The following is a 14,836-nucleotide window of genomic DNA, read 5'->3' as shown; positions in this document are numbered from 1 at the left end:
CAATCGGATCTTCGCCAGAGAAAGAGCAGATCATGGCAGAAAACGAAGCACTCGACATCGTCGTCCTCGCTGGCGGGATCTCTCACGAACGAGACGTGTCGCTCCGCACTGGGCGCCGCGTCGCGGACGGTTTGCAGTCTCTCGGCCACCGCGTGACGGTGCTCGAGCCGGACGGTGCTCTGCTCGGCTACCTGCGCGAGAGTCGCCCCGATGTCGTCTGGCCGGCCTTGCACGGGTCGAGCGGGGAGGACGGAGCGCTGCGTGCACTGCTGGAGCTTGCCGGCGTGCCATTCGTCGGGTCGACCACCGATGCTGCTCGCCTCGCCTGGTCCAAGCCGGCGGCGAAGACAGTGGTCGCCCGGGCAGGGGTCTCGACACCGGCGTCGGTGACTCTGCCGAAGGAGACCTTCCGCGAGCTCGGCGCGAACAGTGTGCTCGATACGGTGCTGGCCGCTTTCGAGGTGCCGTTGGTGGTCAAGCCGGCGCACGGCGGGTCAGCCCAAGGTGTCACCATCGTCACCGTCGCGGGGGAGTTGCCGCGCGCGATGGTCGATGCCTACACCTACGCTGACGTCGCGCTGATCGAGCGCAAGGTCGAGGGTGTGGAGGTGTCGGTCGCGGTTCTCGATACGGGAGACGGACCGGTCGCGCTGCCTCCGGTCGAGATCGAGCCGCTCGAGGGCGCATACACGTTCGATGCCCGCTATAACGCGGGGGAGACCCGCTTCTACGTGCCGGCGCGGCTGGAGCCCGAGGTCCTCCACGCCGTGTGCGCCGCCGCGACGGCCGCTCACAGTGCACTCGGCCTGCGGCACCTGTCGCGTGTCGATCTGATCGTCGATGCGGACGGTGTTCCATGGTTCCTGGAGGCGAATGTCCTCCCAGGACTGACGGAGACGTCGATCATGCCGCAGGCGATCGCCGCCTCGGGCCGCGACCTCGGGGATGTCTACGCCACACTCGCAGCGGCGGCTATCGCCGACGCCTGAGCGGGGGTTTCACGTGAAACGGGTTACTCCGACCAGCTGAGAGGCGCGATCGCTGCGACCGGTTCCGCGCAATCTGTCGGGTCTGCTTCCGTGCGTTGCCTCAGCAGCACCCCCGACGTGAACCGGGGGACGGCTCCCTTGTCGAATTCTGCCCGCTTCGCCAGCGTAAAGGTCGATGTCGGGCCGGCGGGCGTCCCGCCGACACTTGCGGTGTTCGCGTCCGAAGGGACGCAGGTCGCCAACTCGACCTGAGTGCTGTCGGTGAGGACCAGCCTCAGCGCTTGCCCTCCGGTGTTGAACGACGACAGTCGCACCACGATATCCGCGCCCGCTGCTTCAACGAACATGTCTCCGGAGATACCCGCGCCAGGCGCGAACGTGCCGAACGCGAGTGGTTGTGTCGCCGGACTCTGGGAAGGACCCTCCGAGTGCGACGCCACCCGCCTCGGCGCGGGGGCGTCCTGCGCTGAACAACCCACCAAACCGACACCCAGGCCCACGACGCCAAGCCAGATCACTACACGCCTCACGAGCATCCCCCTAGCCTCGCGCCCGCTGGCCCAGCGCGATCGCACCAGCCTAGCGGGTTAAGGTTTCACGTGAAACGGACGGGGGAGCTGTAGCTCGGCTGGCCGATCTCGTCCAGGATGCGATTCAGGTCCTGAATCGTGGCGAAGTCGACAACGATCTGCCCCTTGCGTGCGCCCAAGGTGATCTTCACGCGCGTATTGAGTCGATCACCCAGCCGCTCCGCCACCTCGTCGAGGTGACCGCGGTGCTTACCGGGGGAGGCCTTCGGCCGGGTCGGCTTCGGAGTCTTGCTCGCCGCCGCCTCCGCCGCACGCACCGACAGGTCCTCATTCACGATCTTGTCGGCAAGGCGAAGCATCGACTCCTCGTCGTCACCGACCGAGAGAATCGCGCGCGCATGACCCGCGCTGAGTACTCCGGCCGCAACCCGCGACTGCACCGGCGCCGGCAGCTTGAGCAGTCGGATCGTGTTGGTGATCTGCGGGCGCGACCGGCCGATGCGTGTCGCCAACTGCTCCTGAGTGATTCCAAAATCAGCGAGAAGCTGCTGGTAGGCCGAGGCCTCCTCCAGGGGGTTCAGCTGCGAGCGATGCAGGTTCTCGAGCAGCGCGTCCCGGAGCATGTCCTCGTCGGCCGTCTCTTTGACGACGGCCGGAATGCTGTCGAGCCCGAGTTCCTTCGTCGCACGAAGCCGCCGCTCGCCCATGATCAGCTCGTACTTGTCCGGCTGTCCCGTGAGCGGACGGACGACCACCGGCTGAAGCACGCCGACCTCGCGAATGCTCGCAACCAGCTCGTCCAGCGCCTCACGGTCGAACTCCAGGCGTGGCTGCACGGGGTTCGGCACGATGTCGGCGGGGGAGAGGTTGGCCAAGCGAGCACCCGGGACCGCGACGAGCGTTTCCTTCACCGTGGCGGACGCCTCCGGGAAGAACACATCGACAGGGCGCGCCGACTGATCACTCGTCGGAATGAGCGCGCCGATTCCCCGTCCCAATCCCGTACGCTTCGCTGCCATTAGCGGGGTACTCCTCTTCGTGCGATTTCTGCGGCCGCCTCGAGGTACGAGAGCGACCCTGACGAGTTGGCGTCATAGCTGATGACGCTCTGACCGTAGCTCGGCGCCTCCGAGATCCGAACGGAGCGCGGAATGATGGTGTCCAGTACCTCAGCCGGGAAGTGCGCGCGAACGTCCTCGGCCACTTGGTGGGCGAGGTTCGTCCGCGAGTCGTACATCGTGAGAAGGATCGTCGAGACCTTCAGCTTGGGGTTGAGGTGCCGCTCGATGAGCTGGATGTTCTTGAGGAGCTGACTCAGTCCCTCGAGCGCGTAGTACTCGCACTGGATCGGGATGAGAACCTCGGTTGCAGCCACAAAGGCGTTGATGGTGAGCAACCCGAGCGACGGAGGACAGTCGATGAGCACGTAGTCGATGTCGAACTCGTCGAGGAAACGCCCCAGCGCACGCGAAAGTCGCTGCTCGCGTGCCACCATCGAGACCAGCTCGATCTCCGCGCCTGCGAGGTCGATGGTCGCGGGGATCACGAACAGGCCATCGAACTCAGGGCTCTTCTGGATGACCTCCTCGAGTTCCTTGTCGTTGACGATCACGTCGTAGACGCTCGGGGTACCCTCGCGATGCTCGACGCTCAATGCAGTCGACGCGTTCCCCTGCGGATCGAGGTCGATAGCGAGCACCCGTGCACCCGACTTCGCCAGCGCGGCAGCGAGATTGACGACCGTAGTGGTCTTCCCGACCCCGCCCTTCTGGTTGGAGATCGTGAAGATCCGCGTTCGGGACGGCAGTGGAAGGGTGGTCGAAGCGATGGCTTGTCTCCTCCTCGCCAGATCCTGGATCTCCCGGGCCAGGGGAGTCGACCCATCGAAGGGCGCCTCACCCACCTCGGACGGAGCATCCTGATCAGGTTGTTTCACGTGAAACCTCGTCGCTTGATTCGGTGCACGGCCTGGCCGCGGTACTAGAACAACGGCGCTTCAAGCACCATTCGTCAACTCTAGCTTGCATGTCTGATCGGCCCGTCCAGCATCGCGGAGCTGTGGAAAACCCCTCGACTACTCAGCGGACGGTGGCACGAATCACTCGGGTGACGTCGTCCAACACACCCTCGCCGAGCGTAAGGACCTGAACATCGTGGACGGAGAACTTCCGCATCTCCTTCGTCGCCGCGTCCACCTCTGCGGCGGCGCCGGCACCCTTCATCAACACCAGCTCGCCCCCGTCCCGAAGCAGGGGAGCGGTCAATGGGATCAGCTTGCGGAATGCGCTCACCGCTCGGGCGGTGACCTGATCCAGACGATCAGTCAGCCGGACGTCTTCGGCACGGTCACGCAAGATGGAAACGTTCGACAGTCCCAGCTCCGCCACCTGTTCGTTGAGCCACGCGACCCGCCGCTCCATCGGCTCGATCAGCACGAATTGAACGTCTGGGCGCGCGATCGCGAACACCAAACCCGGGAGGCCGGCACCGCTTCCGACATCGCCGACGACTCCCGACCGCAGCAACGGAGCCACGATCGCGCAGTTCAGGATGTGCCGGCTCCAGATGCGAGGAAGCTCGAGGGGACCGATCAGCCCACGCTCTTCGCCCTGATCGACGAGGTTCGCCGTGAACACGCGCGCACGCTCGAGTTGCTCGCCGAACAGAACGGATGCTGCCGCTGGCTCGGCCTCGACGGATTCAGTCACCGTTTCACGTGAAACTACGCGGCGGTGATGACCGTGTGGCGGTCACGTCCCTCGCCACGCGAGTTCGAAATGTAGCCGCGCTCGGACACGATGTCGTGGACCAACTTGCGCTCATACGAAGACATCGACGGGAGCGCAGCCTCCGACGCGCCCTCCTCGATGCGTGCAATCGCCCGGTCGACCAGCGTCGCCAGCTCGGCCTGACGTGCGTCGCGTGAGCCCGCAATGTCGAGGATCAACCGTGAGAACTCGCCCGTCTGGTTCTGGACAGCGAGCCGCGTCAGCTCCTGAAGGGCCGTCACCGTGTCGGGCTTGGAGAGCAGGCGAAGATTCGTGCCCTCATCCGCGTTCACCGAGATGTACGCACGCCCGTTGCGGGTGTCGATGTCGATGTCGCCATCGATGTCGGCGATGTCGAGGAGCTCCTCGATGTAGTCCGCCGCGATGTCGCCTTCGCGATCGAGGTCGGCTCGCGTTGCGGGCGATGACGTCTCGGTCGTCTCCATCTCCTCGGCGGGGGAGTGGACGGCTTCCTCGTCGGAAGGCGTGAAATCGGTCTGCACGTCGGTCATGGTCCCTACTTCTTTCCGGCCTGCTTCTTCGCGCGGTTCTTGTTCACCGGCTGAACGCGCTGCGTCGTGGTCTTCTGCTGAGGCGCCTCTTCTACCGTCAGAACGACGGCGCCATCCTGCACCAGCTTGCCCTTGCGGGCAAGGCGAGCCTCGCGCGCCTTGGCGGCGTCAGACCCCGGCGTGGGCATGTTGCGGATGACCAGGAACTGCTGGCCCATGGTCCAGAGGTTCGAGGTGAGCCAGTAGAACATCACACCGAGCGGGAACGCGAAGCCCGAGAACAGGAACACGAAGGGGAGGAGGTACAGGAGGATCCGCTGCTGCTTGAACTGCGGGCTCGCCTTGGTCTCCGGCGACATGTTCTTCGACACGATCTGCAGCTGGGTGAGGAACTGCGACCCGGTCATCAGGACGACCATGACCGCGGCGATCACCATGACCGCGACCTGCGGCGGGTGGGCGTTCATCGCGCCCTGGAAGCTCTGGTGCAGAGGCGCCACACCGAACAGGGTCGCGTTACCGAACTGCTGAGCGAGCGTGGCGTTGAGCGGACCGACTCCGGCCTTGCCGCTCTGGGCGCCGTTGAGCACCTGGAACAGCGAGAAGAACACCGGCATCTGCAGCAGCAGCGGCAGGCACGAGCTCAGCGGGTTCGTGCCCGTCTTCTTGTAGAGCTCCATCGTCTCGCGGGACATCGCCTCGCGCGAGAACTGGTCCTTCTTGCCCTTGTACTTGTCCTGGATCTTCTTGAGCTGCGGCGCGATCTCCAGCATGCGTCGCTGGTTCTTGATCTGTCGCACGAAGATCGGGATGAGCGCAGCGCGGACGACGACGGTCAGACCGACGATCGCCAACACCCAGGTGATGCCGGCCGCGGGGTCCATGCCCATCGCCGTGAGCAGCCAGTGCCACGCGACGAGGATGAGCTCCACGACCCATTTGATGGGCCAGAGGATCGTACCGATGAAGTCCATATCTGGTTGCTAGGCCTTTCCCTGGCTTGTCGCGACGACGAATCCGAACGGGGTGACCCGGTAACGGCGCTTCTTCTTGAGGGGGACGTCATCGACCCCGCCCGCCGCCCACGGGTGGCAGCGGATGATCCGGCGGATGCCGAGAACACTTCCGACGATCACGCCGTGCTCTTGGATGGCTTGGAGCGCATAGGCGGAGCACGACGGGTAGTACCGGCACACGTCGCCGTAGAGCGGGGAGATCACCGCTCTATACGCCCGGAGCACGAGCACGGCAGCATTCCTCGGAAGGAGGAGCACAGCTGCGATCGCGGTGTTCATGGACGGACGTTGCCTTCGGTGGTGACGCTTCGACGGGTTTCGCGTGAACTGGTGGTGTGGCGGCGGAGGAACCGGTCTGCGGCACCCGATACCTCTTCGTGCAGGGTAGCCCACCTCACTTGGGCGGATGCTGGCAATGCCCGGATGACGATGTCGATACCAGGCCCTGCAGCAGCGCTGGATTGCAACCGCGGCAGCACCTCATAGGCCGCTGCCTTGAGTCGCCGCCGCACACGATTGCGGACCACTGCGTTCCCCACGGACTTGCTCACGATGAAACCGAATCGCACCACGTCGGAGTCGCGGTTCAGACGAACGTACGCAACAGTGTTCGCTCCGGTGAAGCGTGCACCCCGTCGAACGGTCGCCCGATAATCCGCGCCCCGCGTGATGCGATGAGGCTTCGCGAGCACGCGCCGCGCCTATCCGAGAAGGATCAGGCCGAGAGCTTCTCGCGGCCCTTGGCGCGACGAGCCGACAGGATGGCGCGGCCGGCACGCGTACGCATGCGGAGGCGGAAGCCGTGGGTCTTGGCGCGCTTGCGGTTGTTCGGCTGGAACGTTCTCTTGCTCATATCAATCTCCGTGGTGGTCTCTTCACAGGCCGGTGCTGAGGGAAAAAGGCCAGCACGGGGAGGCCAGGAAAGTTTCTGGGCAGCCGAAACGGCTGAAGTCAACTGATTAAAACTACGTCCTGAAGCCGACCGAGGTCAAACCGAACGTCCCGAAACCCTTGATTATGCACGGGATTAGCAGGAACCGCGCCGGCGACGCGCCGGAGTATTCCGCCAATCGAATTTGATCCCCACCTGTGGACAAGTTAGCGTGAGGTCGAAAGTTATCCCCAGCCCGTCCCAAAAGCGGCCGGAGATCGCTACGGTATTGCACACACAGCGGTGGATAACTCTGTGAATACCCCATGGCGGCATCCCTTGCCGCCAGCCCGACGTGAGTCACACGGGGGACGACTCGTCTCACGCCGGGCCGACGGCATCCACGATTTGAAGACGGGGAACGATGGCAGGCGGCGAAGAGTCCATTTCTGCGGCATGGCAGAACGTGCTCGACAAGCTCGAGACGGACGACCGCATCACCCCTCAGCTTCACGGCTTCCTCAGTCTCGTCGAGCCCAAGGGCATCATGGCCGGCACCTTCTACCTCGAGGTGCCCAACGAGTTCACCCGCGGCATGATCGAGCAGCGCAGCCGGGTCCCCCTCCTCAACGCGATCGGCGCCCTTGACCAGACGCTCGAGGTGAACACATTCGCCATCGTCGTGAATCCCGAGATCCAGCAGGAGTCGATGGCCGGTCCGTCCGAGCCGGAGCCCGCCCCGTATCTCGACGCCGTCGCGCCGATGGTGGCGCCTCCCACCGAGATCACGGCCCCTCCGCGCAACGGCGACACCCGGCTCAACGCCAAGTACAGCTTCGACAACTTCGTGATCGGCCAGTCCAACCGATTCGCGCACGCGGCGGCCGTCGCCGTGGCGGAGGCTCCGGCCAAGGCCTACAACCCGCTCTTCATCTACGGCGACTCCGGACTGGGCAAGACCCACCTTCTCCACGCCATCGGCCACTACGCGATGAGTCTCTACCCCGGGATCCGCGTCAGGTACGTGTCGAGCGAGGAGTTCACGAACGACTTCATCAACTCGATCGCTAACAACCGCGGCTCCTCCTTCCAGGCGCGGTACCGCAACATCGACATCCTCCTGATCGACGACATCCAGTTCCTCCAGCGTGCCGTCGAGACGCAGGAGGCCTTCTTTCACACGTTCAACACCCTCCACGACCACAACAAGCAGGTCGTGATCACGAGCGACCTGCCCCCGAAGCACCTGACGGGTTTCGAGGACCGCATGCGCTCGCGATTCGAGTGGGGCCTCATCACGGACGTCCAGGTGCCCGACCTGGAGACCCGCATCGCGATCCTTCGCAAGAAGGCGCAGAGCGAGAAGATCCTGGTTCCGGACGACATCCTGGAATTCATGGCCTCGAAGGTCTCCAGCAACATCCGCGAGCTCGAGGGGACGCTGATCCGCGTCACCGCGTTCGCCAGCCTCAACCGCACGCCGGTCGACATGCCTCTCGTGCAGACCGTGCTGAAGGACCTGATCACGCTCGACGACGACAACGTGATCGCACCGACCGACATCATCACCAACACCGCCGAGTACTTCAAGCTCAGCGTCGACGACCTCTACGGCTCGAGTCGCTCGCAGGCCGTGGCCACCGCGCGTCAGATCGCGATGTACCTCTGCCGAGAGCTCACCAACCTCTCACTGCCGAAGATCGGACAGCTGTTCGGCGGACGCGACCACACGACAGTGATGTACGCGAACAAGAAGATCAGCGAGCTCATGAAGGAGCGTCGCTCGATCTACAACCAGGTGACGGAGCTCACCAGCAGGATCAAGCAGAACCACCGCTACGGAAAGTAGTCCGCAGCGCGCCACGCCGTCGCGCCTCGGAAAGTTATCCACAGATTGATCCCCAGAGTGGGGAGAGTTCGTTATTAACACCTGGGGATAACTTGTGGAGAAGTTCCGGAAAGTCGCTCGATTAATGGGGACGGACGGCCCGACGCTGTGAAAAGACGTTCGACGCGGTTCCGCCCGCACGAGCTGTCAACAGCGGGATTCCACGGGTCATCAACAAGTCACGAGGCTGTAGTTCCCTCTGATTTCCTGGTATCCACCGAGTTATCCACATTATCCACAGCGGTTAACACCATTAATGATTAACTCTTCTGAGTTAAGGCCGGACGACAACCTCAAGCGCTCGCCCGAATGACAACTTCTCCGCCAAAGGCCAAGCGCTAGGATTTGTGTCGTTCCGTATCCGAGCGCAGAGCCAGGGGAGACTTCGTGAAGTTCCAAGCCAATCGGGATGTCTTCAGTGAGGCCGTGTCCTTCGCCGTGAAGCTTCTTCCACAGCGCACGACCCTCCCCATCCTGAGCGGTGTGCTGATCGAGACGACCGACAGCGGCCTCCAGCTCTCCTCCTTCGATTACGAGGTCTCCGCACAGACGGAGATCGCAGCGGAGGTCGAGGAGCCGGGCCGGGTCCTCGTCTCCGGGCGTCTGCTGGCCGAGATCGCGGCCAAACTGCCCAACGCGCCTGTGCAGTTCTCGACCGAGGAATCCAAGATCGTCGTCCGTGCGGGCTCGGCGAACTTCACGTTGCTCTCCATGCCCGTCGAGGAATACCCGAGCATTCCCCAGGTCTCCGGCGAGGCCGGCCTCGTCCCCGCCGAAGAGTTCGCCGAGGCCGTCGCCCAGGTCGGGGTCGCCGCATCGCGCGACGATGTCACGCCGGTGATCACCGGCGTGCAGCTCGAAGTCGGCGACAACACGCTCGGGCTCGTCGCTACCGACCGCTACCGCGTCGCCGTCCGGGAGATCGACTGGGACAACGGAACGACCACGGGTGAATCGCAGACCGCCCTCGTCCCGGCACGCACCCTCACCGAGATCGGCAAGACCTTCGGTCACTCGGGCACCGTCTCGATCGCCATCACGAACCGCGACGACCGCGAGCTCATCGCGTTCACGGCCGACAAGAAGACCGTGACCTCCCTGCTGATCAAGGGCAATTTCCCGCCGGTGCGCCGGCTCTTCCCCGAGCAGGTCGACAACTATGCGGTCATCAACACCGCCGAGCTGATCGAGGCGACCCGCCGCGTCGCGCTCGTTCTCGAGCGCGAGGCAGCGCTCCGCTACACCTTCACTGCAGACGGACTCACGCTGGAAGCGATCGGCTCCGAGCAGGCTCAAGCATCCGAGAGCATCGACGCTCTCCTCACTGGCCAGGAGACGGTGGTTTCGTTGAAGCCGCAGTTCCTGCTCGATGGTCTCGGTGCCGTGCACTCCGAATTCGTGCGCATCTCCTTCACCAAGACCGAGAACCCCAACAAGCCGGGTCCGGTGCTCATCACGAGCCAGACGTCGAAGGACCAGTCCGGTTCGGACTCGTACAAGTACCTGCTGCAGCCCAACCTGCTGCTGCGCTGATACCCGGTCCCGCTCCACGAGAGAAGAAGGACAATCATGCACATCGGCCTCATCGGTCTCGGACGCATGGGCAACAACATGCGTGCCCGCCTGGAGAAGAAGGGCATCGAGGTCACCGGCTACGACACCAATGCAGAGGTGTCGGACGTCGCGACCCTGGCCGACCTCGTCGCGGCACTCCCCGCTCCCCGCACCGTCTGGGTGATGGTGCCGGCCGGCGCGGTCACCGACGGCGTGATCACCGAGCTCGAGCCGCTGCTCGAGAAGGGCGATCTGGTCATCGACGGTGGCAACTCCAAGTTCACCGAGGACTTCAAGCACGCCGAGCTGCTCGCACCGAAGGGCATCGACTTCATGGATGCCGGCGTCTCCGGCGGCATCTGGGGCCTCGAGAACGGCTACGGCCTGATGGTCGGCGGCTCCAAGGAGCAGGTCGAGCGGGTCATGCCGGTCTTCGACGCGCTCCGCCCCGAAGGCCCGCGCGACGAGGGCTTCGTCCACGTCGGCGAGGTCGGCGCCGGTCACTACGCCAAGATGGTGCACAACGGCATCGAGTACGCGCTGATGCAGGCGTACGCCGAGGGCTACGAGCTGCTCGACACCCGCAAGGACATCATCAAAGACGTCACCGGCACGTTCAAGGCGTGGCAGCGTGGCACGGTCGTGCGTTCGTGGCTTCTCGATCTCCTCGTCCGCGCCCTCGAGCAGGACCCGGAGTTCGAGCACATCGAGGGCTTCGTGCAGGACTCGGGCGAGGGTCGATGGACCGTCGAGGAGGCGTTGAACAACGCCGTCCCCGTTCCCACGATCAGCGCGTCGATCTTCGCTCGATTCGTGTCCCGCCAGGAGGACTCGCCGGCGATGAAGGCCGTTGCAGCCCTGCGCAACCAGTTCGGTGGCCACGCCGTGAAGGCCGTGGACTAACCCTCATTGAGAGTTACACATCTTTCCCTGACTGATTTCCGCAACTATCGCACCGCGGAGGTCCCGTTCGCGGCCGGCGCCAATCTCTTCGTCGGCCGCAACGGTCAGGGCAAGACCAACCTCGTCGAGTCGCTCGGCTACCTGAGCTCCTTGGGATCGCACCGGGTGTCGAGCGACCAGGCGATGATCCGCAAGGATGCCGACTCCGCGATCATCCGGGCCCGCATCGAGCACGACGGCCGCGAGCTGCTGGTGGAGGTGCAGCTCAACCGGTCGTCCGCGAACCGCGCGCAGGTCAACCGTGGCGCGATCAAGCCCCGCGAGCTGCCGAGGTACTTCTCGAGCGTCCTATTCGCTCCCGAGGATCTCGCTCTCGTCCGCGGCGAGCCGGGGATCCGCCGGCGCTTTCTCGATCAGTTGCTCATCCAGCGCAACCCCCGGCTCTCTGCCGTGATCGCCGACTACGAGCGGGTGCTCAAGCAGAGGAACACGCTGCTCAAGTCCGCGCGCGCGTCGCGGGTCAAGCCGGACCAGCTCGGAACGCTCGACATCTGGGACGAGCGCCTGGTGGCACTCGGCACCGAACTGCTGGATGCCCGGCTCGACCTCGTCGCCCGGCTGAGCGATCCGCTCGTCGCGGCCTATCGATCGGTGGCCGGCGACGACCACCATCCGCGACTGCTTCCGCAGCTCACCATCCGGGGCGCGCACGTCGACGATGATGAGGACGACGCGGATTCCGACGTAACCGTCTCATCCGGTGACACCGCGGAGGTGTTCCGCGGTGCGCTGGCAACCGTGCGCCGGAAGGAACTGGAACGCGGGCTGACGCTCGTCGGTCCGCACCGCGACGATGTGCTGTTCGAGCTCAACGGACTGCCGGCGAAAGGGTATGCGAGCCACGGCGAGTCGTGGTCGTTCGCGCTGGCGCTCAAGCTTGCGTCGGCGGAACTGCTGCGACGCGAGTCGTCGACCGGAGACCCCGTGCTGATCCTCGACGATGTGTTCGCCGAGCTGGATCAAGCACGGAGGCGCATGCTTGCAACCGCCGTAGCCGGTTACGAGCAGGTCCTCATCACCGCGGCAGTGCTGGACGACGTTCCCGAGGCCCTCACCGCACACACCGTGCGGATCGAGGCCGGGACTATTGTGGGATCGTGAGCGAGGCGGCGACGGTCTACCTGCGGATGAAGGAGCTCTTCACCGGAACCCCGTCCCGACGCCGCAGGGACAAACGAGCCGCTGACGATCCGACCGCGTCGAAGCCGTTCGGCGCGGGCCGCGACCCGCGCGGGCTGGGCGACGTGGTGGACGCGCTCGCCATGCAGCTCGGCTGGACCGGCGCCCTCGCCAAATCCGACCTCCTCGAAGGATGGGAGGAGCTGGCGGGCGCGGAGACCGCGCGGCACGCCATCCCCGACCAGATCATCGACGGAGTGCTGGTCGTCCGGTGCGAGTCGACGGCATGGGCGACGCAGTTGCGGATGATGCGTTCCGAGCTCCTCGTGCGCATCGCAGAGCGGTTCCCGGGAGCGGAGATCGAGTCGATCCGTTTTCAAGGGCCGGACGCCCCCTCCTGGAAACGCGGTCCTAGGTCGATTCCAGGGCGCGGTCCGCGCGATACTTACGGCTGATTGCACAAAAGAGGTCGCCCGAGCAAAGAAAACGCGTCAGAGGGGCGATTCCGGGCAATTCGACTCCGCACGCTTGGTAGAATGGAGAGTCACTGTTGAGTGCGGTCAGGAGCCTAATTTCATATGACGATGGAACCGAACAGGGCCGAGGCGGAACACGACTACGGCGCCAATGAGATCCAGATCCTCGAGGGTCTCGAAGCCGTCCGCAAACGACCCGGGATGTACATCGGCTCCACCGGTCCTCGCGGGCTCCACCACTTGGTCTACGAGATCGTCGACAACTCGGTCGACGAAGCGCTCGCCGGCGCCGCCGACAACATCGAGGTGACGATCCTCCCGGATGGCGCTGTGCGCGTCACCGACAACGGCCGCGGCATCCCCGTCGACGAGCACCCGACCGAGAAGAAGTCGACCGTGGAGGTCGTGCTGACGATCCTGCACGCCGGCGGCAAGTTCGGCGGAGGCGGGTACGCCGTCTCCGGTGGTCTGCACGGCGTCGGCAGCTCTGTGGTCAACGCTCTCTCCAGCCGGCTCGACGTCGAGGTCCGGCGTCAGGGCTATGCGTGGCGGCAGAGCTATCGCAACGGTGTGCCGCAGGCGCCGCTCGAGCAGGGCGAGGCCACCGAGGAGACCGGTACGACCATCACGTTCTGGCCGAGCCCCGACACGTTCGAGACCGTGGTGTTCGACTACGACACGCTCCGCACACGTTTCCAGCAGATGGCGTTCCTCAACAAGGGCCTGCGCATCGCGATCACCGACGAGCGCGCTCCCGAAGTGGAGCCGGTCGAGGGCGAGGTCGAGGAGGACGAGCCGGTCTTCGCCTCGCGCTCCGAGGTCTTCCTCTACGAGCGCGGTCTGACCGACTACGTGCACTACCTCAACTCCGCCAAGAAGGCCGACGTCGTGCACGACGAGATCATCTCCTTCGAGTTGGAGGACACCGAGCGCAAGATCGCGCTCGAGGTCGCGATGCAGTGGACGACGAGCTACAACGAATCGGTCTTCACCTACGCGAACACGATCAACACGCACGAGGGCGGAACGCACGAAGAGGGCTTCCGCGCCGCACTGACCACGCTCGTCAACCGCTACGCGCGCGAGAAGAACATCCTCAAAGAGAAGGACGACAACCTCTCGGGCGAGGACGTGCGCGAGGGTCTGACCGCCGTCGTGTCCGTCAAGCTGTCCGAGCCGCAGTTCGAGGGCCAGACCAAGACGAAGCTCGGCAACACGGAAGCCAAGGCGTTCGTGCAGAAGGTGGTCGGCGACCAGCTCGGCGATTGGTTCGACCGCAACCCGAACCAGGCCAAGGAGATCATCCGCAAGGCACTCCAGGCCGCGACCGCGCGCATCGCGGCCCGCAAGGCGCGCGAGACCGCTCGACGCAAGGGCCTTCTCGAGAGCGGCGGGATGCCGGGCAAGCTCAAGGACTGCCAGTCGAAGGACCCGACGATCTCCGAGATCTTCATCGTCGAGGGCGACTCGGCCGGCGGCTCGGCCGTTCAGGGCCGCAACCCCGAGACCCAGGCGATCCTCCCGCTGCGCGGCAAGATCCTCAACGTCGAGAAGGCGCGGCTCGACCGCGCTCTCGCGAACAACGAGGTCCAGGCAATGATCACGGCGTTCGGTGCCGGCATCGGTGAAGACTTCAACCCGGAGAAGGCGCGCTATCACAAGATCGTGCTCATGGCCGACGCCGATGTCGACGGCCAGCACATCACGACGCTGCTGCTGACACTGCTGTTCCGGTACATGCGCCCGCTCGTCGAGCTCGGCTACGTCTATCTGGCGCAGCCGCCGCTCTACCGCCTCAAGTGGTCGAACGCCGAGCACGAGTACGTCTACTCGGACCGCGAGCGAGACGCCTTCCTGGCGGAGGGCGTCGCCGCGGGCAAGCGCATCCCCAAGGACAACGGGGTGCAGCGCTACAAGGGTCTGGGCGAGATGGACTACAAGGAGCTCTGGGAGACCACGATGAACCCGGAGACGCGCACGCTCCTCCAGGTCACCCTCGACGACGCAGCCGCCGCCGACGAGATCTTCGCCACGCTGATGGGCGAAGACGTCGAGTCGCGCCGCTCGTTCATCCAGAAGAACGCCAAGGACGTGCGGTTCCTCGACATCTGAGGACCGCGACGAGAACACACCTCGGTTACGAGAAGAGA

General features: G+C 64.8%; 15 protein-coding genes. 7 read left to right on the top strand and 8 right to left on the bottom strand.

The genetic code is table 11. The features are described 5' to 3' along the window. Positions 1-32: 32 nt before the first annotated feature. Positions 33-989 carry a D-alanine--D-alanine ligase family protein gene (locus KNO15_RS09140; protein ID WP_241703303.1) on the top strand — a complete coding sequence of 319 codons (957 nt, stop codon included), beginning with the start codon at positions 33-35 and terminating at the stop codon, positions 987-989. Between the two features lie 595 nt (positions 990-1,584). Here the strand turns inward: KNO15_RS09140 and KNO15_RS09135 are convergent. The 8 genes from KNO15_RS09135 to rpmH form a co-directional block, all read right to left on the bottom strand. Then, positions 1,585-2,538 carry a ParB/RepB/Spo0J family partition protein gene (locus KNO15_RS09135; RefSeq protein WP_241703301.1) on the bottom strand — a complete coding sequence of 318 codons (954 nt, stop codon included), beginning with the start codon at positions 2,536-2,538 and terminating at the stop codon, positions 1,585-1,587. Continuing rightward, positions 2,538-3,455, bottom strand: coding sequence for a ParA family protein (locus KNO15_RS09130; protein WP_308220433.1), 918 nt, complete (start codon positions 3,453-3,455; stop codon positions 2,538-2,540). Before KNO15_RS09130 ends, KNO15_RS09135 begins: the two co-directional genes overlap by 1 nt. A 142-nt stretch (positions 3,456-3,597) precedes the next feature. Further along, positions 3,598-4,227, bottom strand: a complete 630-nt coding sequence (rsmG, locus tag KNO15_RS09125; RefSeq protein WP_241703300.1) for a 16S rRNA (guanine(527)-N(7))-methyltransferase RsmG — start codon at positions 4,225-4,227, stop codon at positions 3,598-3,600. Positions 4,228-4,241: 14 nt separating this feature from the next. Continuing rightward, positions 4,242-4,733 (bottom strand): Jag family protein, encoded by a 492-nt coding sequence (locus KNO15_RS09120; RefSeq protein ID WP_241703894.1) that lies wholly within the window; start codon positions 4,731-4,733, stop codon positions 4,242-4,244. 71 nt (positions 4,734-4,804) lie between these two features. Next, entirely contained in the window at positions 4,805-5,773 is a 969-nt protein-coding gene (gene yidC, locus KNO15_RS09115) for a membrane protein insertase YidC (RefSeq protein WP_241703298.1), read from the bottom strand. Positions 5,774-5,782: 9 nt separating this feature from the next. Beyond that, entirely contained in the window at positions 5,783-6,094 is a 312-nt protein-coding gene (gene yidD, locus KNO15_RS09110; protein WP_208038706.1) for a membrane protein insertion efficiency factor YidD, read from the bottom strand. After that, on the bottom strand, positions 6,091-6,507 hold the full coding sequence (gene rnpA, locus KNO15_RS09105) for a ribonuclease P protein component (RefSeq protein ID WP_241703296.1): 417 nt from the start codon (positions 6,505-6,507) through the stop codon (positions 6,091-6,093). The genes yidD and rnpA overlap by 4 nt, the downstream gene beginning before the upstream one ends. A 23-nt stretch (positions 6,508-6,530) precedes the next feature. Further along, entirely contained in the window at positions 6,531-6,668 is a 138-nt protein-coding gene (rpmH, locus tag KNO15_RS09100) for a 50S ribosomal protein L34 (protein ID WP_055922080.1), read from the bottom strand. A gap of 442 nt (positions 6,669-7,110) precedes the next feature. Between rpmH and dnaA the strand changes: the two genes are divergently transcribed. From dnaA to gyrB, 6 genes are all read left to right on the top strand, one after another. Further along, positions 7,111-8,535 (top strand): chromosomal replication initiator protein DnaA, encoded by a 1,425-nt coding sequence (dnaA, locus tag KNO15_RS09095; protein WP_241703295.1) that lies wholly within the window; start codon positions 7,111-7,113, stop codon positions 8,533-8,535. 426 nt (positions 8,536-8,961) lie between these two features. Then, entirely contained in the window at positions 8,962-10,107 is a 1,146-nt protein-coding gene (dnaN, locus tag KNO15_RS09090) for a DNA polymerase III subunit beta (RefSeq protein ID WP_241703292.1), read from the top strand. A 36-nt stretch (positions 10,108-10,143) separates the two neighbouring features. Next, positions 10,144-11,031: a phosphogluconate dehydrogenase (NAD(+)-dependent, decarboxylating) gene (gnd, locus tag KNO15_RS09085; protein ID WP_241703290.1), complete on the top strand. Its 888-nt coding sequence runs from the start codon at positions 10,144-10,146 to the stop codon at positions 11,029-11,031. A gap of 6 nt (positions 11,032-11,037) precedes the next feature. Then, a complete protein-coding gene (recF, locus tag KNO15_RS09080; protein ID WP_241703288.1) occupies positions 11,038-12,192 on the top strand; it encodes a DNA replication/repair protein RecF in 1,155 nt (384 codons plus the stop codon). A 26-nt stretch (positions 12,193-12,218) separates the two neighbouring features. Next, positions 12,219-12,665: a DUF721 domain-containing protein gene (locus KNO15_RS09075; RefSeq protein ID WP_241703893.1), complete on the top strand. Its 447-nt coding sequence runs from the start codon at positions 12,219-12,221 to the stop codon at positions 12,663-12,665. A gap of 123 nt (positions 12,666-12,788) precedes the next feature. Then, positions 12,789-14,798: a DNA topoisomerase (ATP-hydrolyzing) subunit B gene (gyrB, locus tag KNO15_RS09070; RefSeq protein ID WP_241703287.1), complete on the top strand. Its 2,010-nt coding sequence runs from the start codon at positions 12,789-12,791 to the stop codon at positions 14,796-14,798. Positions 14,799-14,836 lie beyond the last annotated feature (38 nt).

The sequence above is a fragment of the Leifsonia shinshuensis genome (assembly GCF_022606355.1).
GTDB classification, from domain to species: Bacteria; Actinomycetota; Actinomycetes; order Actinomycetales; family Microbacteriaceae; genus Leifsonia; species Leifsonia shinshuensis_B.
The sequence above is the reverse complement of the archived record's forward strand: the minus strand, read 5'-3'. Positions and strand labels throughout refer to the sequence as shown.

Bases quoted from the DNA above. Each gene is read 5' to 3' on its own strand.
- KNO15_RS09140 (WP_241703303.1), top strand. From the start codon at position 33: ATGGCAGAAAACGAAGCACTCGACATCGTCGTCCTCGCTGGCGGGATC.
- KNO15_RS09135 (WP_241703301.1), bottom strand. From the start codon at position 2,538: ATGGCAGCGAAGCGTACGGGATTGGGACGGGGAATCGGCGCGCTCATT.
- KNO15_RS09120 (WP_241703894.1), bottom strand. From the start codon at position 4,733: ATGGAGACGACCGAGACGTCATCGCCCGCAACGCGAGCCGACCTCGAT.
- yidC (WP_241703298.1), bottom strand. From the start codon at position 5,773: ATGGACTTCATCGGTACGATCCTCTGGCCCATCAAATGGGTCGTGGAG.
- yidD (WP_208038706.1), bottom strand. From the start codon at position 6,094: ATGAACACCGCGATCGCAGCTGTGCTCCTCCTTCCGAGGAATGCTGCC.
- rpmH (WP_055922080.1), bottom strand. From the start codon at position 6,668: ATGAGCAAGAGAACGTTCCAGCCGAACAACCGCAAGCGCGCCAAGACC.
- dnaA (WP_241703295.1), top strand. From the start codon at position 7,111: ATGGCAGGCGGCGAAGAGTCCATTTCTGCGGCATGGCAGAACGTGCTC.
- gnd (WP_241703290.1), top strand. From the start codon at position 10,144: ATGCACATCGGCCTCATCGGTCTCGGACGCATGGGCAACAACATGCGT.
- KNO15_RS09075 (WP_241703893.1), top strand. From the start codon at position 12,219: ATGAAGGAGCTCTTCACCGGAACCCCGTCCCGACGCCGCAGGGACAAA.
- gyrB (WP_241703287.1), top strand. From the start codon at position 12,789: ATGACGATGGAACCGAACAGGGCCGAGGCGGAACACGACTACGGCGCC.